Source organism: Chitinophaga sp. RCC_12 (genome assembly GCF_041360695.1).
Lineage (GTDB): Bacteria > Bacteroidota > Bacteroidia > Chitinophagales > Chitinophagaceae > Chitinophaga.
In genome coordinates this window covers 1027871-1052788 of the sequence record NZ_JBFUPS010000001.1, presented here as the reverse complement: position 1 = coordinate 1052788, position 24918 = coordinate 1027871, and the positions used below count along the sequence as shown (strand labels likewise).

At 49.2% G+C, this 24918-nt stretch carries 16 protein-coding genes; 8 read left to right on the top strand and 8 right to left on the bottom strand.

Going from position 1 to position 24918, the window contains the following annotated elements; genetic code table 11:
• Positions 1-11 precede the first annotated feature (11 nt).
• The gene (locus AB6805_RS04130; protein ID WP_370908189.1) at positions 12-695 is read right to left on the bottom strand and encodes a VIT1/CCC1 transporter family protein; all 684 of its coding nucleotides are present in this window, start codon (positions 693-695) and stop codon (positions 12-14) included.
• Between the two features lie 98 nt (positions 696-793).
• Here AB6805_RS04130 and AB6805_RS04125 point away from each other — a divergent pair, with 98 nt between their 5' ends.
• A complete protein-coding gene (locus AB6805_RS04125; RefSeq protein WP_370908188.1) occupies positions 794-1678 on the top strand; it encodes a carbohydrate kinase in 885 nt (294 codons plus the stop codon).
• 38 nt (positions 1679-1716) lie between these two features.
• Here the strand turns inward: AB6805_RS04125 and AB6805_RS04120 are convergent, their stop codons facing one another.
• Entirely contained in the window at positions 1717-2289 is a 573-nt protein-coding gene (locus tag AB6805_RS04120) for a DUF1579 domain-containing protein (RefSeq protein WP_370908187.1), read from the bottom strand.
• Between the two features lie 154 nt (positions 2290-2443).
• Here AB6805_RS04120 and AB6805_RS04115 point away from each other — a divergent pair, with 154 nt between their 5' ends.
• From AB6805_RS04115 to AB6805_RS04095, 5 genes are all read left to right on the top strand, one after another.
• A complete protein-coding gene (locus AB6805_RS04115) occupies positions 2444-4780 on the top strand; it encodes a GAF domain-containing protein (protein WP_370908186.1) in 2337 nt (778 codons plus the stop codon).
• Positions 4781-4888: 108 nt separating this feature from the next.
• A complete protein-coding gene (locus AB6805_RS04110) occupies positions 4889-6307 on the top strand; it encodes a phytoene desaturase family protein (RefSeq protein ID WP_370908185.1) in 1419 nt (472 codons plus the stop codon).
• Positions 6308-6332: 25 nt separating this feature from the next.
• Entirely contained in the window at positions 6333-7586 is a 1254-nt protein-coding gene (locus tag AB6805_RS04105; protein WP_370908184.1) for a YeiH family protein, read from the top strand.
• 36 nt (positions 7587-7622) lie between these two features.
• Positions 7623-9287, top strand: coding sequence for a hypothetical protein (locus AB6805_RS04100; RefSeq protein ID WP_370908183.1), 1665 nt, complete (start codon positions 7623-7625; stop codon positions 9285-9287).
• A gap of 27 nt (positions 9288-9314) precedes the next feature.
• Positions 9315-10952 (top strand): hypothetical protein, encoded by a 1638-nt coding sequence (locus AB6805_RS04095; RefSeq protein WP_370908182.1) that lies wholly within the window; start codon positions 9315-9317, stop codon positions 10950-10952.
• On the opposite strand, the gene AB6805_RS04090 is transcribed toward AB6805_RS04095, so the two are convergent.
• Positions 10949-13447, bottom strand: coding sequence for an Hsp70 family protein (locus AB6805_RS04090; protein WP_370908181.1), 2499 nt, complete (start codon positions 13445-13447; stop codon positions 10949-10951). The two genes, AB6805_RS04095 and AB6805_RS04090, sit on opposite strands and share 4 nt — an antisense overlap.
• 4 nt (positions 13448-13451) lie before the next feature.
• Positions 13452-13775 (bottom strand): hypothetical protein, encoded by a 324-nt coding sequence (locus AB6805_RS04085; RefSeq protein WP_370908180.1) that lies wholly within the window; start codon positions 13773-13775, stop codon positions 13452-13454.
• 147 nt (positions 13776-13922) lie between these two features.
• Here AB6805_RS04085 and glgX point away from each other — a divergent pair, with 147 nt between their 5' ends.
• The gene (gene glgX, locus AB6805_RS04080) at positions 13923-16046 is read left to right on the top strand and encodes a glycogen debranching protein GlgX (protein ID WP_370908179.1); all 2124 of its coding nucleotides are present in this window, start codon (positions 13923-13925) and stop codon (positions 16044-16046) included.
• Here glgX and treY read toward each other — a convergent pair.
• The 4 genes from treY to AB6805_RS04060 are packed head-to-tail and all read right to left on the bottom strand — an operon-like array spanning position 16038 to position 22540.
• A complete protein-coding gene (treY, locus tag AB6805_RS04075) occupies positions 16038-18692 on the bottom strand; it encodes a malto-oligosyltrehalose synthase (RefSeq protein ID WP_370908178.1) in 2655 nt (884 codons plus the stop codon). The genes glgX and treY overlap by 9 nt on opposite strands.
• Positions 18682-20496 carry a malto-oligosyltrehalose trehalohydrolase gene (treZ, locus tag AB6805_RS04070; protein ID WP_370908177.1) on the bottom strand — a complete coding sequence of 605 codons (1815 nt, stop codon included), beginning with the start codon at positions 20494-20496 and terminating at the stop codon, positions 18682-18684. Before treZ ends, treY begins: the two co-directional genes overlap by 11 nt.
• Before the next feature lie 3 nt (positions 20497-20499).
• Positions 20500-22008: a 4-alpha-glucanotransferase gene (malQ, locus tag AB6805_RS04065; protein ID WP_370908176.1), complete on the bottom strand. Its 1509-nt coding sequence runs from the start codon at positions 22006-22008 to the stop codon at positions 20500-20502.
• A 22-nt stretch (positions 22009-22030) separates the two neighbouring features.
• Positions 22031-22540 (bottom strand): hypothetical protein, encoded by a 510-nt coding sequence (locus AB6805_RS04060; RefSeq protein WP_370908175.1) that lies wholly within the window; start codon positions 22538-22540, stop codon positions 22031-22033.
• Positions 22541-22805: 265 nt separating this feature from the next.
• Between AB6805_RS04060 and ligD the strand changes: the two genes are divergently transcribed.
• On the top strand, positions 22806-24875 hold the full coding sequence (gene ligD / locus AB6805_RS04055; protein WP_370908174.1) for a DNA ligase D: 2070 nt from the start codon (positions 22806-22808) through the stop codon (positions 24873-24875).
• Positions 24876-24918 lie beyond the last annotated feature (43 nt).

Sequence of the window (24918 nt, the reverse complement as noted above, 5' to 3'; positions counted from 1 at the left end):
ATGTTCATTTTTCAGGAAACCAATTTTGCGATGGCAAAAGCGGCTGCTGCTGCAAGCACGCCTATCATGGTTACTTTCAGGGCTCCCTGCACGGGTGGCTGACCGGTTACTTTACTTTTAAAATAGCCGAATACAAACAGGCAGATGATGGTGAGCGCGGTGGAACCTATTAAACCGCGTTGAGGCGTGTCCGTGAAAAGATAAGCCGATAGTGGCAGCAATCCTCCCACAAAATAGGAAGCGCCGATGGTGAGCGCGCTTTGCCGCGCCCTGTTTGGGTTGGGTGCTTCCAGTCCCAGTTCAAATTTCATCATGAAGTTCACCCACTTGGTTTTGTCTTTCGACAGTTCAGTGGCAATCAGGTGTTGTACTTCGGGACTGAGGCCATATTCCGCAAACACTTCCTTCACTTCTTCCATTTCTTTGTCGGGTACGGTTTCCACTTCTGTATATTCTCTTCTTAATTCGCTTTCATAGTGTTCCAGTTCTGTTTTCCCGGCGAGGTATCCGCCGAGACCCATGGCGATACAGCCGGCTACGATTTCGGCAATACCAGCAGTGAGGATGATGTTGTTGCTGCTCACGGCGCCGCTGAGTCCTGCGGCCAGGGCGAAGGGCACGGTTAATCCGTCGCTCATGCCAATGACCATGTCTGTAATAAAATCTGAGCTTTTTAAATGTTCTTCCTGGTGCATCTTTTTCCGGGTTTTAGGGGGCTTCGCGTTATAAATATAAGTGCTTTATCGTATTTTGTCTGAACAATGTAAGGGATCATCACCTTTAATCAAAAGTTATGGCAAATGGGATTGTATGTTTTGGTGAAATGCTCTGGGATATTTTACCGGAGAAAGAATTACCCGGTGGCGCGGTGATGAATGTAGCTTACCACCTGCAGAAGCTGGGAGAGCAGGTATCGCTGGTATCCCGTGTGGGACGCGATGCCCGTGGGCAGGGGTTGCTGGACATGCTGCACCGGTATGGGCTGGATACCAGCCTGGTTCAGACCGATGAGCAGCAGGAAACGGGGAAAGTATATGCGGATATGACTGACCCGCATAATGTGCATTATGATATCGTATACCCGGCGGCGTGGGATTTTATTGAATACACGCCGGCATTGGCAGTGCGGATAAAGGATACGGCTACACGTTATTTTGTATTTGGAAGTCTTTGTTCGCGCGACAAGGTATCGTTGCATACGTTGCAGCAGGCGTTGAAGGAGGAAGTGGTGAAGGTGCTGGATATTAATTTAAGGGAGCCGCATTATACCCAGGCGCATGTGGAATGGTTACTGGCGGAGTGTGATATCCTGAAGTTGAATGCGGATGAACTGGCGCTGATCAGCGGATGGTATCATCCTTTTGTGGATAAAGAACAGGCCGTGCGTATGTTATCGGAGCGTTTTGGGATTCTTACTATCGTGGTAACGATGGGCGGTGACGGTGCGTTGTTGTTTATGAATGATATTTTTTATGTGGAACCTGGTATTGTGGTGAAGGTGGCGGATACCATCGGAAGCGGGGATGCGTTCCTGGCGGGGTTCCTGCATAGTGTGATCCGAGGGCGTGCGGCGCGGGAATGCCTGGTGTTTGCCAATGCCCTGGGAGCGCTGGTGGCCTCTTATGCAGGAGGTGCACCGGACTATGAGGTGAATAATATTTTAAAGCAGAGGAAATAGCTTCCACCCGGAAGTTAATTCCCCTGCCAGATCTGGTGTTATTTGCGGGTGTATTTGATTTCCATGTCTTTTGTTTCTTTCCCATCGGTTAACCGGTACATTTCCATGGTGTGATGGTCTTTATCCTGCCATTTTAATACCTGGCGTACGTTGTGTTCTTTGCCGGTGGCGGGGTCAAGTCCTTTGCCGGTAAATTCAAGTCCATCGCCGGATTTGAGGGGTTCACCTTCCATCACCATGATGCCGGTGCCCATGTTGTCCACCCAGGTGGAGAAGTATTTTTTCTTTGCATTGTCGTACGCCATAGTACTAATGCCTTCGAAGTCCATGCCCATCATGTTGGCAGTGTAACGGCCTTCGCAATAGCGGCCGCCGAGGATCATCTTGTAAGTGACGGTGCCGGTTGATTTGCTGGGCGGGGCATCCGGTTTTTCCCAGAAGGTCATGTCGGCTGTCCATTCGCCATCGGTTTCTGCCATTTTCTGGTGTGCGGGGCCTGGTGTCATGTAGTCTGCCCATGCTTTCATCATGGCGGCAGAGTCTTGCTGGGCAAAGGTTGCGGAGTTAATTAACAGGCATAACGCAGCTGTTAACAGGTAAATTGTTTTCATGATTTGCAGCTGTTTAAGAGATGTTCGTAATGGGGTGAAATTACAGTCCAACAAGGTAAGATATTTATTGCTTTCCGCGATCGCATGCGTGTTACACCTCGTAAATAGCCAGGATTTCCCCTACCTTTGATCCTGAAAAAGAATTTTCCCCTTTATGCAAACAACCATCCTGGATGTGTCAGGAAATAAGGCGCAGCCACTGGCCATAGATGCAGCCATTTCCTTTGAACCATTTATCGCCTATCTCAGGCAGCGGATCCACGAAGAACCCACCGTGAAAGCCCGGTTGTATAAAGAAGCCCTGGCCGCGTTTGAAGCATCGGATATTGGCCGGCGGGATATTCCCCTGGAAGAAACCCCTCAGTATTCCGGCCTGCTGGAATATGTATATGCCTGCCTTTCTCCGGCCATGAGCCCGGAATATCAGCTGGCCTGGGGACTCAGCTTCCCGTTTCTTCCCACTACTTTTTATGGTACAGACCTGATCTATCAATTGCTGGCAAATAATTCGCCGGAGTATAACTACGAAGTAACGCGCACACCGGCAGATTATCACCGGGAGCGCCTGCAGCTGGTGTATTCACTGATCCTGCAACGGCTGTATAATTTCCAGGCGCCGGTAAAAACGGAGCAATACCATGCAGGCGTAAATACAGCTACCGGTTTGCTGCAATATTATGCGGTGGCCATCAGCACCGACTTTGTTAACGTGACGGCAAAAGGGAAACTGCCGGACATTGATTTTGTGCAGTTGTATACGCATTTCAGTGAAGGTGGTGGCGAAGAGATACTGGAAGATATGTTGCCGCTGGACCTGTTCAGCTTCCGTGGATTTTGTGTGATCACCGTAACAGATGTAACGGCGGAGAAAGCGGTGGAGAATATTGCCGGTATGCGGTTATCGCGTACTACATTAATTGACGAACAGAATTACGAACGGGTGATCTTATCGCTTAAATCGCTGGTGCGTGACAGCAGGATTGAATTCGACCTGTTTCCTTTCCTGCGCGTAAATGATAACCCGGTATATAGTTTTGAAAAAGGTGGAACAGGTGTATTGTTTGCCGTGTGGGGTGAAAGCCGCCTGTCGCCGGAGGAGTTCAGCAGAAATGCGAAGGCCTTTATGTCGAAACCACTTTTCTTTTTTTCCGGGGATATCGGAAAAGAAACGCGGGAAGAATATTCCTTCCTGGAACATTTCCGTCAGCAGGGGGTAAAGTCGCTGGCGATTATGCCCATTTTCCATATGGGTGAACCGGTAGGGGCATTTGCGGCACATACCTGGAGCGATCATAGTTTTGACGAGAAAACGTTGTCGCTGCTGGAACCTGCCATAGGCGCAATAGGCCAGCTACTACAGATCTATATAGACGAATTTAACGGGGAGATAGAGCAGGTGATCAAAGAGAAATTTACTTCCATACAACCGGCCGTGCAGTGGAAATTTAATGAGGCCGCCTGGCATTACCTGTACAGGGTGAAAAAGAACCGGCCGGCTGTCATCACCAATATATTGTTTAAAGAAGTATACCCTTTGTATGGCGCCATTGATATCCGGAATTCTACTGTAGAAAGAAATAAGGCCATCATTGCTGACCTGGACAGTCATTTAAGCATCCTTGCCAGTACCCTGGACTTGCTGCGCAAGTACCAGCAAAATGACCTGCTGCAGGAAATGATCTATCATAGCCAGCGATGGCAGCAGGCCCTGTTGCATCAGCAGCTGAGCCCTTCCGATGAAAACGCGCTGAACAGGTTCCTGGAAGAGGAATCGGTGAATTACCTGCAACATATTGCGGCGCAATATCCTGATACCCGCGAAACGATTAACACCTGCCTGCAAAGCATGGCGGGTAATGTGAATAAAGATGCGCTGGAAACATCTATGCAGCTGATCACCCAGGCGGCAAACAACTACCTGGAGTCAGAGAAAGCCAAGTTGCAGGATTCTTATCCCTGTTATTTTGAAAAGTTCAGAACGGATGGCGTGGAGTATGATATTTACATTGGTCAATCTATTGCACCGGCGAAGCCGTTCAATCATTTCCATCTCAAAAACCTCCGGTTATGGCAGTTATCTTCCATGGTAGCCATCACCAAACTAACGCACTCGCTGATCGCGCAAATGGAGAAGGAGTTGTTTACCACCCAGCTTATTTTTGTGCATAACCATCCTATCGATATCAGCTTCCGGGCAGATGAACGGAAGTTTGATGTGGAGGGCGCGTATAATATCCGTTACCAGATGATCAAGAAGCGGATCGACAAAGTACATATCCGGAATACCGAAGAACGGTTAACCCAGCCCGATAAAATTGCGTTGATCTATTCCGACAAAGACGACGTAGATGATTACCTGCCGTTTATCCGCTATTTACAGGAAACCGGTGTGCTGCAGCCGGAGCTGGAGGAACTGGAACTGGAAGACCTGCAGGGCCTCAGCGGTTTGAAAGCCCTGCGCCTGGGTGTAGTGGTGGAAGACGCGAAATAAAATATTATCTTTCTCAAAAATAATTTGCATTCCCGTTAATAGTATACTAAGTTTGTAGACTAATAAATCAGCGCGGGGGTAGTACCTCTCAACCGCGGCAAGCAGCTCATGGAGAAAAAAGATTACGATGTAATAGTGGTAGGGTCCGGACCCAATGGCTTATCTGCCGCCATCAGGCTGCAACAGCAAGGGGTATCGGTATTACTGCTGGAAGCAAAGGACGTCATTGGCGGGGGCATGCGTACTGCCGAGCTCACGTTGCCGGGATTTTACCACGACGTATGTTCTGCGGTGCACCCGATGGCCATGGGGTCTCCTTTTTTTTCCAAATTGCCGCTGGCAGATTACGGTTTGGAGTTTGCCTATTCCCCGCTGGAAGCGGCCCACCCATTTGACGATGGTACTGCAGCCTTCCTGGCCCGCTCGTTGGACGATACCGCCCGTGCGCTGGGAGCAGATGAAAAAGTGTACCGGGAACTGATAAAACCGGTAGCCGACAATTGGGAGGCGGTGGCGGAAGATAGCCTGGGGCCCTTTTCGTTTCCGCGGCATCCATTGATCATGGCCCGTTTTGGGCTGAATGCGCTGCGTTCAGCATCGGCGGTTGCCAACAGGTTTTCCACTACGGCCGCCAGGGGCTTATGGGCCGGCATGACGGCACACTCCATACAACCCTTGACCAATGTGGCTTCTGCGGCCATCGGTATTGTATTGTCGGCGGTAGGCCACCGCTACGGATGGCCGGTTCCCAAAGGCGGTTCACAGGCCATTGGCAACGCCCTGGCGCAGTACTTTGTTTCGTTGGGCGGAGAAATTCAAACAGGCGTGCACGTTAGTTCACTGTGGCAATTGCCATCGCATCGTGCAGTGGTGTTTGATCTCACGCCAAAACAACTGCTCACCATTGCCGGTGATCAGTTTTCACCATTCTATAAACGGCAGCTGTCGCGCTACCGTTACGGTCCGGGCGTGTTTAAAATGGACTGGGCGCTGAGCGGCCCCATTCCTTTTACAGCGCCGGAATGCAGGCAGGCCATCACGGTACACCTGGGAGGCACCTTTGAGGAAATTGCATTCTCAGAGCAACAGGCATACGATGGCAAAATCTGTAAGGCGCCTTTTGTATTGTTATCACAGCAAAGCCTGTTTGATGAAAGGGCCCCCGCCGGAAAACATACGGCATGGGCGTATTGCCACGTTCCCAACGGCAGCGATGCAGATATGACCCGGATCATTGAGCAGCAGATAGAACGCTTTGCACCGGGGTTCCGCGACCTGATCCTGGCAAAACATACCATGAATGCACAACAGATGGAAATATATAATCCAAACTATGTAGGCGGCGATATCAATGGCGGCATCATCGACATCAGGCAGTTGTACACGCGCCCTGCCTGCCGCATTTCACCCTATCGTACCTCTGCCAAAGGAATCTATATCTGTTCCTCTGCCACACCGCCGGGGGGCGGCGTTCATGGCATGTGTGGCTACCATGCTGCCAACACCGTGCTGAAAGATTTTTTTTAAACCGTCACTATCTTAATGAATAAATATGCCTGGAGTTAAGTCTTATTTACAGGAAGATTGGGCCATTGTTGTACTAGGGTTCCTGATCATCCTGCTTTCGCTGGCCGGAGTACATGTTGCTTTACCGGATTACAAATGGAGCACCGCCGGTGACCTTACCACGAAGGTGCTGACCGGCGCCAACTTTTTAAAAATCGGCGCACAGTTTATTTACGTATTGCTGGTGGCCCTGCTCGGGTCCTTTCTTACTGGCAGATCGCTAAAAAATACCCTGCTGGTATTCCCGGCAGTGTTTATATTAACCACATTGGCGCTGATTGTAGCAGGTAATGCTGCGTTGAATGAACTGGGACTGGAAGCGGTAATTTTCAGCCTCATCATCGGGTTGCTGATCGGTAACCTGTTTAAACTGCCTGCCTGGTTCCGGGAATCCCTTACGTCGGAGTTTTTTGTGAAGATAGGGCTGGTATTGCTCGGTACCACCGTTATTTTTTCAGATGTGCTGAAAGCCGGTTCCCTTGGACTGATACAGGCATTGGTGGTCGTTATTTCTGTTTGGTATTTTTCCTATTGGGTATGTAAACAACTGAAAATAGATAAAGAGCTGACCATGATGTTGTCCAGCGCGGTGTCTATTTGCGGGGTGTCTGCCGCCATCGCTACTTCCGGCGCTATTAAAGGCGATTCAAAGAAGTTATCGCTGGTGATTTCACTGGTATTGATCACGGCCATCCCGATGATGATCTTTATGCCGATGATTGCCCATCATTTCCAGTTCCCCGAAGAAGTAACAGGGGCCTGGCTGGGTGGTAGTATAGATACTACCGGGGCAGTGGTAGCATCCGGATCGCTGGTAGGTGAAACTGCACTGAAGATCAGCACCATTGTGAAGTTTTCGCAGAATGTGTTACTGGGTATTGCCGCTTTTGCGATTTCCGTATACTGGACGTATACCAAACATCCGAATGCGGCCGATAAGGAGCAAAAGCCCACACTGAAAGTGATCTGGGACAGGTTTCCAAAATTTGTGATCGGCTTTATCATCGCGTCGCTGGTGTTCTCCTTTTTGTTGTCGCCCGCCGCTATTGCGCCGGAGAAAGGATCGCTGAAAAGTTTACAGGGACTGTGGTTTGCGCTGGCATTTACCAGTATCGGGCTGGAAACGAATTTCAAGGACCTGATCGGTACAGAAAGCAGGAAACCGGTATATGCGTTCCTGATAGCCCAAACGTTTAACGTAATTGTTACACTGATACTGGCTTACCTGCTGTTTTCCTGAACTGGCTGATTACTTTTTTTAGTATTTTGCCGGTATATGAAATACCTGAATCCCTTTGCTTTCCTGGAGAAGATGAATGGCGGACCCGTATCAACAGAGGATACTGCTGCGATATCCCTTCTCCGGAAAAAAATGATGGCAGAGCTGGAATTATCGGAAGAAAAGGTATTACGGGCAGGAGCGCAATGGTTCAGTAAAAACGACCTGCTGCTTTTTTTTGATGAACTGCAGTCGCCCGGCAAATTACACTTACATCAACAGATCAGGGATGATAACGTCCTGTTGGTTTTCCTGGAAACGGGTAAGCTGACAGGATTTTTTAATCATAACCCGCTTTACAATACGCCTGTCTTCCTCACTTTTATAGCGCCGTTTTATGAGCCGGTGTTTACCACTGCGGTACTCGATAGCCTGAAACAACAGCAGGCGCCGGCAGTACAGCAACTGTATGCCAACCCGCTGCTAATGGACGGTGAACACCAGCACCGGAGTTATGATAAAATATTCCGGGCATTACAGGAATCCTATAAAATACTGGAAGCGGCAGAACAACGCAGGAGGGCGGATCCCCGCTCCGGGTGGAAGGACGCAGCGCCGTATGTGAATTTGCAACAGGTACAGGTGTTGAACGCCTTGCCGGAAATTTTCCAGGAGTTCAGAAACGACTATGGTATCAGGATGATCAACTTCGCACTGGCGCTGGACGGCACCCGTGAAAATAAAAAGGCGCTGGAAATCCTGTATGCCGCAAAAGCGTTGAAATGCGGCGCGTATGTGAGAGAAGAAACAGCTAAATATTTAGAGCAACTGGAAGAAAAAGCTGCCAGCCGCAAATCATTGCTGGGCAGGTTTTTCGGGAGAGAGTATAAAACGAAACAACAACGCCGGAAACTGCTCCGCGATACTTTGCTGAAAGGAGGGATTGCGCTGGTAATTATTACGGCCATCATCATCGGTGCGCGCTTTGAACAGGAACAGGTACCCCGTATAAAGGTCGGGGAAAGTGCGAACAGCATTTTTACCGGCGCCCGCACATCGCTGACTATGCAGTATCTTTTATCACAGTTATTGATGGACAATGAAAAACGTGTGAAGAAGCTGTTGGAAGGTCCTAAGCTCCCGGCTCCTGCCACGGGCGCAGATGTGTATGGCGCCGATTTTATGAAAGCCGTACGGATGCAGGGAGATTACGGCGCCGGCTTTGTGCGCCCGCCTTTTGGCCGGTCGAGGAAGTGGGCGCCGGAAGACAGCTCCCGGAACGATGCCGCGCACCGGCAAAGTATGCAGGTAATTAACCGCCAGGATGGAGCGCTGATTACAATGGTGCAAACGCCCGACTCTTTTTATTCGTGTTACATAGCGCCGTTCGACAGCGCCTTTGTGCCCCTGCCGCTTTCCATAAGCAGGGTATACTTTTACGCCGGCACTGGCTGGGATGCAGAATGGAAGGCGGAGTATGCAATGGACTACGTGCCATCTTATCGTGCTAAAGGTTTTTTTCTTATGCCTGTTTATGATGCGCTTTCGTTCCTGAAAACCTCCTGCCTGCAGCTCAACCTGGATAGCAGCTACTGGCAGCACTCCAACCGTTATATCCCGGTAGAAGTTTTCTTATCCGAAAAGAACCACGTGCAGCAGCAACTGCAACTCCGGCAGCTGACCAATAATTTCAACGGCGTAGACCTGATTCCGATGGAGTAGCCGCTTTTTTATTTATTTTGCTTTCTTATGAAGTATGTGAATCCCCTTAGTTTCCTGGAAGCCGTTCATGGTGGACCCGTAGATACCGGGAACAGTGCTGTGTTATCCCTTCTCCGGAAAAAAATGCTGGCAGAACTGGACCTGTCGGATGATAAGCAACTTAAAGTAAATGATTGGGTATTCAATAAGCACCAGCTCCTGCAGTTTTTTGACCAGCTGTCGTTAGGCAATGAGCTACGCTATCATGCGCAAATCGCCGCCGACCCGGTGCTGCTGCATTTCCTCGAAACGGGTGACATCACGGGCCGGTTTGCAGATAACCCGCTTTACGAAGAAAATGCATTCCTGAAATTTATCTCTCCTTATTATGAACCGCTGTTTACAAATGCGGTACTGGATAGTTTGAAACATCAGGAGCTGCAAAATACCTCCCATCTTTTTGCCAATCCCTGGCTACTGGATGGAGAGCATACTACTACCAGTTATAGACGGATATTCCGTTATACCCAGGTGTTGGAGGAACACCTTAAAATTATTATCGGAAAACTGAGAAATGGTGTATTTATTCGGTGGAAGGAACTGTCAGTGTGGGCCAATATCACGCTGGTGCAACAGCTGAATATATTGCCGCGTGGTTTTCATGAGTTTAGAAGCGATTATGGTATTGGCCTGATCAACGTGGGTCTGGCTATATACCAGAAAGATTTTCAGAATGGGATGGCTATTCTTGATTTGGTGGAAAAGTTACAGACTACGGAGTATGTACAGGAGGAAAATAAGCGATGGAAAGAGCGGATGCTGGAGCATAAAAAAGAGCTTCGTAAGAAGATGTCTTTATCGCAGAGGGTAGGATATTTTATAGGCCCTCTTAAGCCACGCTGGATAACTGAAGAGGGTGCTGGAGTATTGCTGATCCTTATATCAGTATTCGTGTTTTTAACCTTTCTTACCAGCTTGCCGAAGAAAAAGCCGCAACCTAAAGCCGCAACTCAATCAGAATATTTCACAGATGCAATTACTTACGAGCCCGTAAAATACCTCCTATCTAATCTACAAACGGACTCTATATATCCTCTAAACAATAAGGATACCAGTAAAACACTCAAAACAGGAGATGACGTATATGGTCCCGATTTTATAGCCGCCCTGAAAAAAAACGACCCTACTGTATTAAAAAAGGTGGACGATCGTCTTAAAGACCGCAAACCGGGAGCGACCGTCTCCGCGCCAAAGGCGAATACAGCTCACCGCCAAAGCCTTCACCTCTATAACCGTTTAATAGTTCCTTTCATCGCCATGATCCAAACGCCGGATACTTTTTATTCCTGTTATATTGCGCCGGCGGATAGTGCTTATCTACCACTACAGCTCGCAGTTAACCAACTGTATGTTTATGCAGGGCAACACTGGGATGGAACAAAGGAAGCTAAATATCCGATGAGCGATGTTCATGCATACCGTGCAAAAGGCTTTTTCCTCCTGCCTTATAAAAATTCCAAAGACTTCCTCAAAGAAAGCAGCCTTATTTTCAAACTGGACCCCAATTACTGGGCCACTTCCAACCGGAATATCCCTATTGAAATCGGGCTCACAGACAGTACCAGTCTCCATTTCAACCTGCTGGAAAATAATGCCGCAGGCATAGAGCTGGAAATCGCCAATTAGCCGATCCCGGTTCCTTTCAGCTGATCGGATTCTTTTTTGGTATCCGGCATGAGGTTGTACAGTTGATTCACGGCTACTTTCAGTTCTTCATAATTTTTCCGCTCCAGCGCTCTTTCTCCGATTTCCTTGAAACGGGCAGCTGTTTGCGGATCAGTATAATCTTCTGTACTTACATTGGCATAGTAATAATACGCATTGATCCAGGTTTCGGGTTTGTTGCGTCTTATTTCCCAGGTGAGGTCATTCAGCTCATCAATTTTTGCTTTGATCGCATAGTAGCTTTGTGAAGAAAGACAGGCGCTTTCATCGGCAATGACCTTTTCAAAACGGATCATGCGGGCGCTGTCTTCTTCTTCCCGGATATTATACAAACAATATTCTTTCCGTTTAAAATAGAGTTCGGTGATTTCTACGATCAGCTGGTCTTTCCCGGTGCTGTCGAGGTGCTGCGCAAGTTTACGTTTCTTTTCTTCGAGCTGATATTTTTCATCGGTCACATCGTCTGAGCTGAGCAGTTCCAGGCGGTTGCTGATATGATCAAGATCCACCATGATATCTTGTACCGTGGCAGCCAGTTCATATTGCTGGCTTCTCCTGAATGATTTTATTTTTTCAGATGCACTCAGGCGCAGCTGGCGGATATCGTCGAGCAGTTTGCCAGTGTTTATTTTCCTGACCATCGGGTTAAATACTTCGGAGAATTCCTGTTCGTTCATGAGCAGTACTGCTTTCACGGACAGGTCCCTGCTTTCGCTGATCTGCAAAGTAATTTCCACATCGGAGCCTTTTACGAGGTCGGTGATGAGGTCAGTGCTTTTTATTTCGATCATGCCGAGGGGGATACAACTGCCCGGGATGGCATAGCGACTGCCTTCCAGTACGTTGATCAGCAGGCTGTCCTGGCTGGTGCGCAGGATGGTTTTCATCACTTCTTTGATGATCGTTTTCCTCAATGGGAGGATGGCGTTCTTTTCAAAGATAAGTTCCAGCTTGGTCGTATTGTTTTCCAGGTCATCTATTTCAATGCAGATATCGTTGGGCAGCGGCTGACCATGAATATTGAACTTGCCCTGGGAAATAGCGATCACCGGCGCCTGTACCGGCAGTTCGTTGTGGGCGGCATCGAATACCAGGATATTAAATGCGTTGCTGGTGTTTTCGGCGAGCAATAACATTTCGGAGATGCGTTCCTGTAGCGGTTTGATGCCACTGTCGTAGCCGCCGTCGGTGCGCACAATGCGGTAGCTTAGTCCGGCTACGGGACCGGTTACAATAGCCGTGAAATATTCTTCCTTATCGGCGGTGTTTTTCTGGTAGGCCGTTTTAAACCGGATGTCCGGTGTGCCTGCCGCCAAAGGTTTGCTGACCGCAGATTTGGACGGAGTAATTGTTTTGGTGCCGGCATACCATGCTGCGCCTGCGGCTACAGCAGTGGTAGGATCTACGCTACAGTTAACCGGGATGCCCAGTTGTGCAGTAACCAGGTTTTTTACCAGCGGGATGTAGGTACTGCCGCCGATCATCACTACTTCTTTGATATCGGCAGCGGTGAGGTGGTTACGGTCGATGATCTTTTTTACGAGATCAACGGAATATTGTATGCGGTCGTATATAACGGTTTCAAATTGTTCGCGGGTGATGGTGAGATAAATATCCTGTACCTGGCCGCCGGCATCGGTGATCTCAAATTCTATTTCTGCGGAAGGGCTGGCGGTGAGCTGCACTTTTACTTCTTCTGCTTTTTTGAGCAGGATATGATATAGTGTATTGTATTTACCGCGTGCGCTGCGCATTTCGTTGAGCAGGTCGGGGAAGGCGTGTTGTTGTTGCAGGGCAGGGATCACCAGTTGCTCTATGATGGCGATGTCGAAGTCAACGCCACCAAGATAGTTATCTCCCTCATGATCGGTAACACGCATTTCGCCATCCACAATTTTCACGAGCGCCACGTCGAAGGTGCCACCGCCGAGATCATACACCAGCCACTGTCCCTGCAGGGAAGTAGCGTTGGCTTGTTTGTTGGCAAAAGCCAGGCTGGCGGCAATGGGCTCCTGCAACAGCAGTACTTCGCTGAAGCCCGCATCGTTGCCTGCTTTCTTGGTAGCGTTCGACTGGATCGTGTCAAAAGAAGCGGGGATGGTGATGATCACTGCTTCCGGTTTTTCACCGGTATAGATAAAGTTTTTGAGTTCGCGGAGTACCAGGGCAGAGAGTTCTACCGGTGTTTTAAAATCGCTGGTATTGGGTACAAAAAAAGATTCCGATGTTCCCATTTTTCTTTTGAAAGAAGAGAATACATTTTCCGGATCTTTCTCTATCAGTTCACGGGCTTTGTCGCCAACAATGATCCTGTCTTTCCGGAAGGCCACCACCGAAGGCAGTGTTTCTTTCTGGCCAAACGGGTTTTTGAAGATTTCCACGGCGCCATTCTGGAACCTGGCGATCAGGGAGTTGGTGGTGCCCAGGTCGATACCGAAATTAATTTGGTTGTTCATAGGTTTATTTTGCGGCGGCAATGACTACCCCTTTTTGTAAAATGGACTTTTGTCCCCCGGCAGTATAATATACAACAGGTTTGATCACATTTACTATTTCCATGTCCGGCGACATATCGCCGGTGATACTGGCTTCGTAATCCACCCGTGTTTCCCGGTACGGTTCACCCAATGGATTAAGAATGGTATATCCGGCTTCTTCAAAATGCTGTTTGATCCGGTCTATATTACGTTGCAGGGACAGCAGCTCCGGTTTGGTACTTGTTTTCTTGTCCAGTTCAAAAACCTGGTTGATGATCCGGATATGCAGGGTAGATAGTGGGTCCATTATTCAAATGCTGGTCTAAGCAAATATATGGATAATTTAATCTGTTTACAGGGGCGGTCAGGGAAAACGTTTCCTATGTATGGCATCGGCTTTGATGAGAGGTAGTTCCTTTTGAATAACCATATTCTAAAAGTAGTAACCTGATATATGGAAACAACAACATATCCCGGAAGCCCTTTCCCGTTGGGCGCCACCTGGGACGGCCAGGGCGTAAACTTTGCGTTGTATGCAGAAAATGCTACCCGGGTTGAGCTGTGCCTGTTTAATGATCCTGCTGGAAGCGCATACGATACTGTTCGTCTTTCGGACCGCAGCAGTAATGTATGGCATGTCTATCTCCCTGGCGCGAAGCCCGGTCTTTTATACGGCTACCGGGTACATGGCCCGTATGAACCAGCAGAAGGACACCGCTTTAACCCCAATAAGCTCCTGATAGATCCCTATGCGAAAGCGGTGAGTGGTACTATCAACTGGCATAATTCACTGTTCGGATATGAACCAGGGCATCCGGATGAAGACCTGAGCTACAGTGAAACAGACAGCGCACCGTTTGTTCCCAAAAGTGTGGTGATAGATCAACAGTTCAACTGGGGTGATGATAAGCCCCCTAAAACACCTTATCAGCAAAGCATTATTTATGAAACGCATGTAAAGGGTTTCACCAAACTGCATCCCGGTATCCCGGATGAAATACGCGGCACTTACAGGGGCATGGCGCATCCGGCCACTATTGATTATATAAAACAACTGGGCGTTACCGCGGTGGAGTTGATGCCGGTACATCATTTTGTGGCCGACCGTTACCTGGTGGATAAAGGATTAACGAATTACTGGGGATATAACAGCATTGGTTTTTTTGCGCCGGATGCGCGGTATGCCGCTTCCGGCACTTGTGGTGAGCAGGTCACAGAATTTAAGGAGATGGTAAAAGCGTTGCACGCCGCCGGTATTGAAGTAATACTGGACGTGGTATACAACCACACCGCTGAGGGCAATCACCTGGGACCCACCCTTTCCTTCAAAGGAGTAGACAACGCGGTGTATTACCGCCTTACAGAAGATAAAAGGTATTACATGGATTATACCGGTACCGGCAATACACTGAATGCACGATTGCCGAATGTGCTGCGCCTGATCATGGACAGCCTGCGTTACTGGATTACGGACATGCATGTGGATGGTTTCCGTTTCGACCTGGCGGCGACGCTGGCGCGGGAGCTGCATGAAGTAGACCGGCTCAGCGCCTTCTTCGACATCATCCACCAGGACCCGGTTATTTCACAGGTAAAACTTATTGCAGAACCCTGGGATGTGGGCGAAGGCGGCTACCAGGTAGGTAAGTTTCCACCCGGCTGGGCAGAGTGGAATGGCAAATACCGCGACAGCATCCGTGATTACTGGCGGGGCGCCGACAGCACGCTGGCGGAATTTGCTTCGCGGATCACCGGCAGTGCGGATCTTTATAAAGAAGATTATCGCCGCCCCACTGCCAGCGTTAATTTCATTACCGCGCATGATGGATTTACCTTGCACGACCTGGTATCTTATAATGAGAAACATAATGAGGCCAACGGGGAAGACAATAAAGACGGAGAAAGTCATAACCGCTCCTGGAACTGCGGCAATGAAGGACCTTCGCATGATCCGCTGGTGAATACATTACGACTCCGGCAGAAACGAAACTTCATCGCCACCCTGTTCCTGTCACAAGGCGTCCCGATGTTGCTGGCCGGCGATGAAGCTGGAAGAACACAGCAGGGAAACAATAATGCCTATTGCCAGGATAATGAAGTGAGCTGGCTGAATTGGGCAGGCATAGATGAAGAACTACTTGCGTTTACTAAAAAGATGATCGCGCTTCGCCGGCAGCACCCGGTATTCTGCCGCAAGCGCTGGTTCCGGGGCGAGCCGGTGGAAAGTGTGGGCGTGGAAGACATCGCCTGGTTCCTGCCGGAAGGTACGCCTATGTCTGAAGAGCACTGGGATACCGACTTTGCCCGTTCCCTGGGTGTTTATCTCAATGGTCTCAGTTTACGCACGCGCGATGAGAAAGGAAACAAAATCCTGGACGACAGCTTTTATATCATCTTTAACGCGCATCATGACGAGCTGAGTTTCCAGTTACCACCAGCTGCATATGGCGATCGCTGGAAGATGGTGGTTAACACCGCTACCAATGAAGAAGGTAATGAATATACCGCCGGCAGCCAGTTGATGGCAGCGGGCAGATCGCTTATTTTATTAATGAAAGAAGAAGATAAATCAGCCTGATACCATTTCCAGCAGGGCAACCGGGAAGCGATCCAAGAATGCCAGCGGAAGCTTCCCGTTTTCCGTTGTCACCCTTTCTCCCGTAAATATATTACGCCATTGCTGTGGCATATCGTTATCCAGCACCAACCACCGCTGGCCCATATTATTGTCTGCATTTAACAGCGGTGCTATTACCAGGCAGATATCCTGTTCATGTTGCCGGGCATAGGCTATCAACGGGTCCTGGTCGCCGCTGAGCGGGAGATAGCTGCCTTGCTGAAAAAGTGCAGCATGTGCTTTCCTGAATTGTAAAGCTTTGGCAGCAACAAATAATTTCTCCCAGCCAAAGTGGCGGTTTTCTTTCAACAGTTTTATTAACGCGGCCGGATCATCTTTTTCCAGTTGTTGCATCAGCGACAGCATATTGATGCGGTTGAGATAATTGACCGGGCGGCGGTTATCGGGATCTACAAAGCTGAAATCCCATAGTTCGCAACCCTGGTAGATATCCGGTATGCCGGGCGCCGTAATTTTCAGCAGCAGCTGGCTGAGTGAATATATGGGCGCATGCTGGTTGATCTTTTCCATAAAAATGCGGAGGCTTTCCTGGAAGCCATGTTCCGGGGAAAACAACTGTTGGATAAAACGCAGGCAGCTGTTTTCATAGGCTTCATCCGGCGCTGTCCAGTTGCTGTGTTCTTTTGATTCGCGCAGCGCTTTGATAAGATAATCAGAAAGCCGCGTGATAAAATCTTCTCCGGGATCATTGTTTTCAGGAAAGCCGGCGATGATGGATTGGTAGATGAAGTATTCATCATTTTGCGCCGGTGCGGTTTCTTCGCGGAACACGCTGTTCATGGCATGCCATTGCTGTACCTGCTGAATCCAAAGGTCGGGAAGCAGGGTGAGTACATTTAAACGGATGCGCGCATCTTCGCCGCGTTTGGTGTCGTGCGTGGCAGTAGCATTCAGTGATCCCGGAAATAATTCCTGCCGTTTGATACTGCGTTCGTGAAAAGTCGCCGGTGTGCATTTATAACCTGCGGGTGAATCTCCTACTTCGTTGTGCGAAAGCAGGGCATTATACACATAAAATACGGTGTCTTCCACGCCCTTTGCCGTGAGCGGGCCGGTAAACTGCATCAGTCTTTTTAAAAACTTTAAAGCAACAGCAGGTTTTTCGAAATCTTCCTCCCACCAGGAGCGGATCAGGGTAAACTCGGCTGTTAATGCAGGCGCACGTTGTGCGGCAGCGGTAAGCGCTTCTTCAAGAATATGGATGTCGTTTTCAGGGAGCGGCCATATTTCAGGATAAACACGGTATACAGGCATGCATACCATCCATAATCCGAGCGCCGCTTTCAGCTTCTGGCGGTCGGTGTTTTTTGGCGCGAGCTGGTATTGGAACAACAGGTGCACCAGGTTATCCCATTCGGCGCTGAGTTGTGTTTGCAGGATCATTGTTTTTTTATTCTGTACCAGCTGACGGTATTTGGCAAGTCCGGGGAACAGGGCCCGGTAAAAGCGGCTGATCTTTTCATCGCCCCAGTGATTGGTGAGCAGGTGGTTTACATCCGACAAAAATTCATAGCCGGTGGCGCCATCCAGGTGCCAGTTTTCCGGCAATGACTCTCCTTCTGCCAGGATCTTTTCTGCTATAATGTAACACCCGTCTCCAAAGCGTTCGCGGAGCCTGCGTACATACATGGCCGGCTCCATCAGGCCGTCGATATGATCGATGCGTAATCCCTGGATAAGACCTTCCTGGTATAGCTCGTGCAAGAATTTGTGCCAGGTGTCAAATACCTGTTTGTCTTCCATCCGCAGGGTGAGGAGTCCGTTTACGGTAAAGAAGCGGCGGTAGTTGATCCGTTGCTCCACTTCGCGCCAGTGCGTAAAAAGATAGTATTGTTGTTCCAGCAACAGGGTGAGCAGTGCTTCGTGGTGGTTCACCTGTTCCAGGAATTCATTGAGCACAGTTGTTTGCAGTAAACCGGCAAACAACCGTTGCTTTTGTGCGGACCAATCTTCCGGCAATAATGGCAGCCGGCTGTTTTGCTGGAGGGTAAGCAGGCATTCGTATATCTGCGGATGTAAATTGTCGAAGGCATCGAGCAGAATATTATACGCGGTAGCAGACAGCGGGAATTGCAGTCCGCCGGTATCAAATTTAAAACCCTCCGTACCGGCTGTAAAAGTGATCTGTTTTTCAGCGATGGCCTGCGGCAATGGCCGGTCGAGGAAAGGGATCATCAGCCGGCCGTGGAGTTGCGGATCGCGGTACTCCCAATCGATATCAAAGAAATGATACCAGGGGGAGGAAGGGCCTCTTTCCAATGTGTCCATCAGCCAGGCATTGCCGGGATGCAGCGCCATGTGATTGGGTACAATGTCCTGTATCCAGGTCATGCCGCGTTGTTTGAGTGCAGCGCTGATCCTGCGTAGATCGTCCAGTGTGCCAATGGCAGGGTTGATGCGGTGGGGATGAATGCCATCGTATCCATGTAAACTGCCGGGCACTGCATCGAATATAGGAGATGCGTAGATAGTGGTGATGCCCAGTTGTTGCAGGTAGTCGAGTATTTCTTCCAGGTGTGCAAAGGTGAATGCATCATTGAACTGTATGCGGTACGTGGAAAGAGGGTAAGTGGTATCAGTTTTCATAAGCAATTATTTCATAAACAACAGCAGATAAAGGTGGTATTACCAGCTGGTTTCCGTTTTCAGCTGGGGGTAATGTCCCTGGTCCGTTGAACCGCGTACTGGCAGAATCAAATAGCTGCTGCAGTTTGCCGTGGGTGGTGTAGGGTACTGTTTGCGTATTGGAATCGAAATTAAATATGATCAGCAGCGTATCAGCGTTCATGCGGCGCTCCAGTATCAGCAGGCGTTCATTTTCTGCACGATGTACACGGGTGCCTTCCCGGGCGGTGTTGTAAAGAGCCGGTTGTTGTTTACGCAGCGCCAGCAACGCTTTATAACAGTTGAGCAGGGCAGTGTTGTTATCACCAGTGGTATTCCAGCTTAATTTACTTCGCTGAAAAGTAGCAGCATCCTGTGGATCGGGCGCTTCGCCGGCGTGTGCAAATTCCCGCTGCCGTCCTTCCTTTACTGCCTTCATGAGCGTGGGATCTGTATGAGAGGTGAAAAACAGGAACGGATTTTTTTCTCCGTATTCTTCTCCCATAAATAATAAGGGAATAAAGGGAGATAATATTACGGTGGCAGCAGCCAGTTTGAGCGCTTCAAACGGAACCAGTGACGACAGCCGTTCACCCAGCATCCTGTTGCCGGTTTGGTCGTGGTTTTGTGAAAAAACAACGAACTGGTGGAACGGGTTACCGGAAGGTTCCCTGCCGAATTTCCTTTTGCGGTGAACGGAATACTGGCCGGTATAAACGTAGGCGTTTTCAAAGGAGCGGGCGAGATGGGACACGGCGCCAAAGTCTTCGTAATACCCCTGCTGCTCGCCGGTTAAGAGGCTGTGAAGGGCATGATGAAATTCATCCACCCACTGTGCATCAAGGCCGTAACCTCCTGCTGATGCGGGGGTGATAAAGCGCGGATCGTTGAGGTCTATTTCACCGATCAGCACTTTCCGCTTGCCGGTGCGCTCTTGCAGGTCTTTTACGGCTGCCGACAGCTCTTCTGTAAAATGCACAGCGCTGTTGTCGGAGAATGCGTGCACCGCATCGAGGCGGAGGCCGTCGATATGAAACTCCTCCAGCCACATTAAGGCGTTTTGTATATAAAAGTTACGGACGCCATCGCACCAGGGGCCGTCGAAGTTAACGGCATCGCCCCAGGGTGTTTTATACTTACCGGTGAACCAGGGGGCGAAGTCGGAGAAGTAGTTACCTTCCGGCCCCTGGTGGTTGTATACCACATCCAGGATCACGGCAATGTTCAATGCATGGGCTGCATTAACAAGCGTTTTCAGTTCATCCGGTGTGCCATAGCTGTTGTGTACCGCGAACGGATATACGCCGTCGTATCCCCAGTTGCGGTTGCCTGGAAATTGCGCGATGGGCATTATTTCAATGGCTGTGATGCCGAGTTCTCTCAGGTAATGCAGGTGCTGGATGATGCCCCGGAAGTTGCCTCCGGCAGAAAATGTACCTGTATGTATTTCATAGATGATCATATTTTCGGGGTCAATACCCGTCCAGTGATCATCTGTAAATGTAAACGACGTTTCAGGAATAGCGGATGGGCCGTGTACGCCTTCCGGCTGCCAGCGGGAAGCCGGGTCCGGGCGTTGGAGGTGGCTATCCAGCAGGTAGGCGTACCGCGTACCGGGGCGTATGTCCGTTAGCGTTAGTTCCCAGTATCCGTCCGCTGAGCGTTCCATTGGTAAGAGGCGGTCGTGCAGTAGCAGCGCCACTTCCTTACGGAAAGGCGCCCACAGCCGGAAGGTGGTAGCTCCATCAGCGTTGGTGAATGTTCCTGCCAAATCGTATCTGTTCATAAATTACCGGTTATACAGCTGTGTCCATTTTTTTAATCTTGTGATGGCCTTTTTGTCGAACTGCCCCGGCAGCATTCGCCATGCCCAATGTTGTCCTTCTGCTGCGGGCTTGTTCATCCTGGCGGCAGCGCCGAGCCCAAGTACATCCTGCATGGGCAGTATGGCATTGGCCGCAACAGAAGCATATATCATGCGGGCAGGCAGGAGGTGCTTTTTCTTTTTACCGGGAGTAACGCCGGCGTATTGTTTCAGGCGATTGGATGCTGCCGGCGATGCCTCTTCCTCCAGCCATCCGGCAATGGTATTGTTATCGTGTGTGCCGGTATAGGCGTAGCAGTTTTGCGGATAGTGATGGGGAATATGCACACTTACGGGCATATCATCGCCGAAGGCAAACTGTAATACTTTCATACCAGGTAACCGGAACTGGTCCCGGAGGTCTGTCACCGCCTGATCGATGTCGCCCAGGTCTTCCGCTACAAAAGGATTGCCGGGAAAAGCGCTGATCATGGCTTTCAGGAGGTCGCTACCCGGACCAGGCTGCCACTCGCCGGTTTTTGCAGTGGGTGCCGTAGCGGGCACCTGCCAGAAAGCGGCAAAGGCGCGGAAGTGGTCGAGCCGGAGAAGGTCGAACCAATGCATGTTCCGTTTAATCCTTTGCATCCACCAGTCGTAGCCGGTACTTTTAAGTTGTGGCCAGTGGTAGATGGGCATATTCCACCGTTGCCCGTTTTCATTAAAATAATCCGGCGGCACGCCGGCTACGCTGGTCATGTTACCTTTATCGTCCAGCAGGAAAAGTTCGCGGTGGCTCCATACATCTGCTGCCGCGTGGCTGATATAAAAAGGCAGGTCTCCGAACAATTGAATGTTCCGCTGGTGGCAATATGTTTTCAGTTGCTGCCACTGCCGGTCGAAGATGAACTGCCACCACTGTTCTTTTAAACTGATGGCGGCGTATTCGGTGCTGAGACGGGCATCTTTCTTACGGTCGGGTGCATCCCATTCCTGCCAGGGTTTGCCGCCGTATTTGACAGACAGCGCTTTGTGCGTGGCATAACTTTTCAGCCATGCTGCCTCACGGTGGCAGAATGCGTCAAAGTCGGCTGCTATTGCCGGGTAAGCGCCGTTGCTGTAATTTAACCAGGCCGATTCCAGGATAGCCATTTTATACCGCGCGGCCACATTGAAATCTACAGCATCTGCCGAAGGCAAAGTAAATTTTATCAACATCTCTTTATCCAGCAATCCGTCTTCCATCAGCAATTCCGGGCTGATCAGCAAAATGTTTCCCGCCATGGCAGATAACGCGCTGTACGGGGATGCATTGGAAATATCAACAGGATTTACAGGCAGCACCTGCCATATCTGCTGACCACTGTTGTGCAGCTGATCAGCAAACTTCCGTGCAGCAGGCCCGATATCTCCTATTCCAAAAGGACCGGGCAACGAAGTAATATGCAGGAGTATTCCTGCCTTCCTTGCCATATTGCCGGAAGGTTGTAACGCCATATGTTGTATTTAAAATAACGGATCAGGCAGATAATCGACGGGGCGCTTCCTGTGTTGTTTGGTTTCCGTGCATCATTTCCTTTATCAGTGAAGCCACGTTGCTCAGCACCGGAACAGGTTCTACGATAACTGTCCTGCTGTAATCTTTTTCAAAGATTATTTTCAGTGCATCCCTCAAACAATAAATATCAGGCTGCTTGGGTAAACAGTCCGTGAAGCCATGCGTGCTGAGGTTATCAAGGGAAAGCTGCTCTGCGGCCGCTGCAAAATGTATCACAGGTACAGTGGCCAGCCTTTTTAACCTGCGGATTTGCTGAATAAACAAGGCAGCATGTGCAACTGGTACCCCCGAACTGATAAATATATAATCGGGGATGAAACCGGGTTGTAGTTTCAGATAGGCAAGCGCCTCAAAGGTGTTGTCCTGGCAAACACAGGCCTGGTTAACTTTCAGCAGGTCTAAGGACAGGTAAAACTGAATGCGTTGATCTGCTTTTTCTTCGATGAGAAGGCTGGTAATTTTCTTTTTCATACGACACAATATTGGGATCTGATTACTTTTTATCCGGAAACAAATCAGGTGCCGGATGATGATATGATTATAAAATGGCTGTGGTGGCCGGTTATCGGGATCTTTCTTTTTTTATAAGTGGGGATAATATCACTCAATTGTGTAATAATGCCGCAGTGGGTAAACAGCCTGAAGGATTTGTTACAGGCTCATCTGGCGCGGTTATCACGCAGGCTTCGCTTTTATTAATAGTTACTTTTGGCATAAGAATTACTATTAATAAAGTATGCGAACATCAACGGTTAAAAAGAAAAGATCTTCTCCCCTGGCAAAGCCTGGCAAGGTGTCCGTAAAGCAGCAAACGATGCTTCGGAAGTATGGTTTTACAGATGCGCCGGAGAAACCTTTCCCCAAAACAGTGAAGCCCATGCTGGCAACGCTGGTAGACCAGCCTCCCGGCGGAGAAGGTTGGCTGTACGAAGTGAAGTGGGATGGGTACCGTGCCGTTGCCTTATGTAAGAATGGTGACGTAAACCTGATATCAAGGAATAATAAGTCTTTTAATGATAAATTTTATCCTGTTCACCAGGCATTGCTGCAGTTAAATAACAATGCAGTAATTGATGGTGAAATTTGTGTACTCAATGAAAAAGGAATCGCTCATTTTGGCGCGCTGCAAAACTGGCGGAGCGAGGCGGATGGTGAACTGATCTATTATATTTTTGACCTGTTATGGTACGAGGGGAAAGATCTTACCGGCTTGCCGCTTACCAGTAGAAGGGCGCTGCTGGAGGCCCTTATCCCGGGAACAGACATCATCCGTTACAGTGAATCTTTTAATACGTCCGCCACTGATCTCCTGGCAGCTACAAAGAAAATGGGAATGGAAGGGATTATGGCGAAGAAAGCAGACAGTTTTTATATCCAGGACAGGAGCAGGGACTGGCTAAAAATAAAATCAAATAAAAGACACGAAGTGGTGATTGGCGGGTTCACCAATAATGAAGGTTCACCGAAGGCATTCAGCTCCCTGCTGGTAGGTGTGTATGAAAACGGAAAACTGCGGTATACCGGTAAAATAGGCACCGGGTTTAATACCAGGCAGCAGCAGGAAATGATGCAGCGCTTTCAGCCATTGAAAATAAAGAAATGTCCTTTTATAGAAACGCCTGATGTAAACCAGCCATCCCGCTTCCGGCCAAACCCGCCGGTGGCAACCGCTACCTGGTTGAAGCCCGAATTGGTTTGCGAAGTGAGCTATGCAGAAATCACGGGGGACGGCGTCATGCGGCATCCAAGCTTTGAAGGCATGCGAACCGACAAGCCGGCCAAAGCCGTTACCGCTGAAGAACCGGCTGAATTAGTGGATATACTTCCTAAAAAAGAAAAGACTAAGACCGTGCGGTTAACTAAACCGGTTGGTACGCGCAGCCGCAAATCGTTGTTGAATCCAACCGAAGCAACACAGGTGAAACAGGTGAGTCAGCATCAATTGAAGTTCAGCAACCTCGGAAAAAAATTCTGGCCAAAAGAAGGATACACCAAACGGGATATGCTGAATTACTATTACCAGATGGCGCCTTACATCCTTCCTTATCTTCAGCACCGCCCCCAGTCGCTTAACCGTTTTCCCAATGGTATAGAAGGTAAAAGTTTTTATCAGAAAGATGTGACCGCTGTAGCGCCTGAATGGGTCAAACAGTTCCCCTACCGCACCAGTGAAGGGGAGGACAAAAATTTCCTGGTAGTAGAAGATGAAGCCAGTTTACTCTGGATGGCTAACCTGGGAGCCATTGAAATGAATCCCTGGAACAGCACTATTCGTAACCCGGATAATCCCGACTGGTGCCTGATTGATCTGGATCCCGATAAGGGGAATACCTTCGCGCAGGTGATTCAAACCGCGCAGGTGGTGCATGAAGTACTGGAAGGATTAGGAATTAAAAGTTATCCTAAAACTTCCGGCTCTACAGGCATTCACATTTATATTCCCCTGAACGCAAAATATTCCTATGATCAGTGCCAGCTTTTCGGAAAGCTGGTTGCTACCAAAGCGCAGGAGCAGTTGCCAGCGTTTACCAGTATTGAGCGGATGACCCGCAACCGGAAGGGAAAGATCTACATCGATTATTTGCAGAACCGTCCTAAAGCTACGCTTGCCGCACCTTATTCATTGCGGCCTAAGCCAGGGGCTACGGTTTCCATGCCCCTGTATTGGGAGGAAGTGCGGAAAGGATTAAAGATGACCGACTTTACGATTGAGAATGCATTGGCACGTGTCAAATCGGAAGGAGATCTTTTTAAACCGGTATTGGGCAGAGGGATTAACCTGGAACGGTTGCTGAAAAAATTTTAGGTGATGCGGATAGCCGGTGTTTCCCTATTTTAGCAATTCATTT

Excerpts from the sequence above, each read along its gene's own strand:
- AB6805_RS04130 (WP_370908189.1), bottom strand. The coding sequence starts at position 695 with ATGCACCAGGAAGAACATTTAAAAAGCTCAGATTTTATTACAGACATG.
- AB6805_RS04125 (WP_370908188.1), top strand. The coding sequence starts at position 794 with ATGGCAAATGGGATTGTATGTTTTGGTGAAATGCTCTGGGATATTTTA.
- AB6805_RS04120 (WP_370908187.1), bottom strand. The coding sequence starts at position 2,289 with ATGAAAACAATTTACCTGTTAACAGCTGCGTTATGCCTGTTAATTAAC.
- AB6805_RS04115 (WP_370908186.1), top strand. The coding sequence starts at position 2,444 with ATGCAAACAACCATCCTGGATGTGTCAGGAAATAAGGCGCAGCCACTG.
- AB6805_RS04110 (WP_370908185.1), top strand. The coding sequence starts at position 4,889 with ATGGAGAAAAAAGATTACGATGTAATAGTGGTAGGGTCCGGACCCAAT.
- AB6805_RS04105 (WP_370908184.1), top strand. The coding sequence starts at position 6,333 with ATGCCTGGAGTTAAGTCTTATTTACAGGAAGATTGGGCCATTGTTGTA.
- AB6805_RS04100 (WP_370908183.1), top strand. The coding sequence starts at position 7,623 with ATGAAATACCTGAATCCCTTTGCTTTCCTGGAGAAGATGAATGGCGGA.
- AB6805_RS04095 (WP_370908182.1), top strand. The coding sequence starts at position 9,315 with ATGAAGTATGTGAATCCCCTTAGTTTCCTGGAAGCCGTTCATGGTGGA.
- AB6805_RS04090 (WP_370908181.1), bottom strand. The coding sequence starts at position 13,447 with ATGAACAACCAAATTAATTTCGGTATCGACCTGGGCACCACCAACTCC.
- AB6805_RS04085 (WP_370908180.1), bottom strand. The coding sequence starts at position 13,775 with ATGGACCCACTATCTACCCTGCATATCCGGATCATCAACCAGGTTTTT.
- glgX (WP_370908179.1), top strand. The coding sequence starts at position 13,923 with ATGGAAACAACAACATATCCCGGAAGCCCTTTCCCGTTGGGCGCCACC.
- treY (WP_370908178.1), bottom strand. The coding sequence starts at position 18,692 with ATGAAAACTGATACCACTTACCCTCTTTCCACGTACCGCATACAGTTC.
- treZ (WP_370908177.1), bottom strand. The coding sequence starts at position 20,496 with ATGAACAGATACGATTTGGCAGGAACATTCACCAACGCTGATGGAGCT.
- malQ (WP_370908176.1), bottom strand. The coding sequence starts at position 22,008 with ATGGCGTTACAACCTTCCGGCAATATGGCAAGGAAGGCAGGAATACTC.
- AB6805_RS04060 (WP_370908175.1), bottom strand. The coding sequence starts at position 22,540 with ATGAAAAAGAAAATTACCAGCCTTCTCATCGAAGAAAAAGCAGATCAA.
- ligD (WP_370908174.1), top strand. The coding sequence starts at position 22,806 with ATGCGAACATCAACGGTTAAAAAGAAAAGATCTTCTCCCCTGGCAAAG.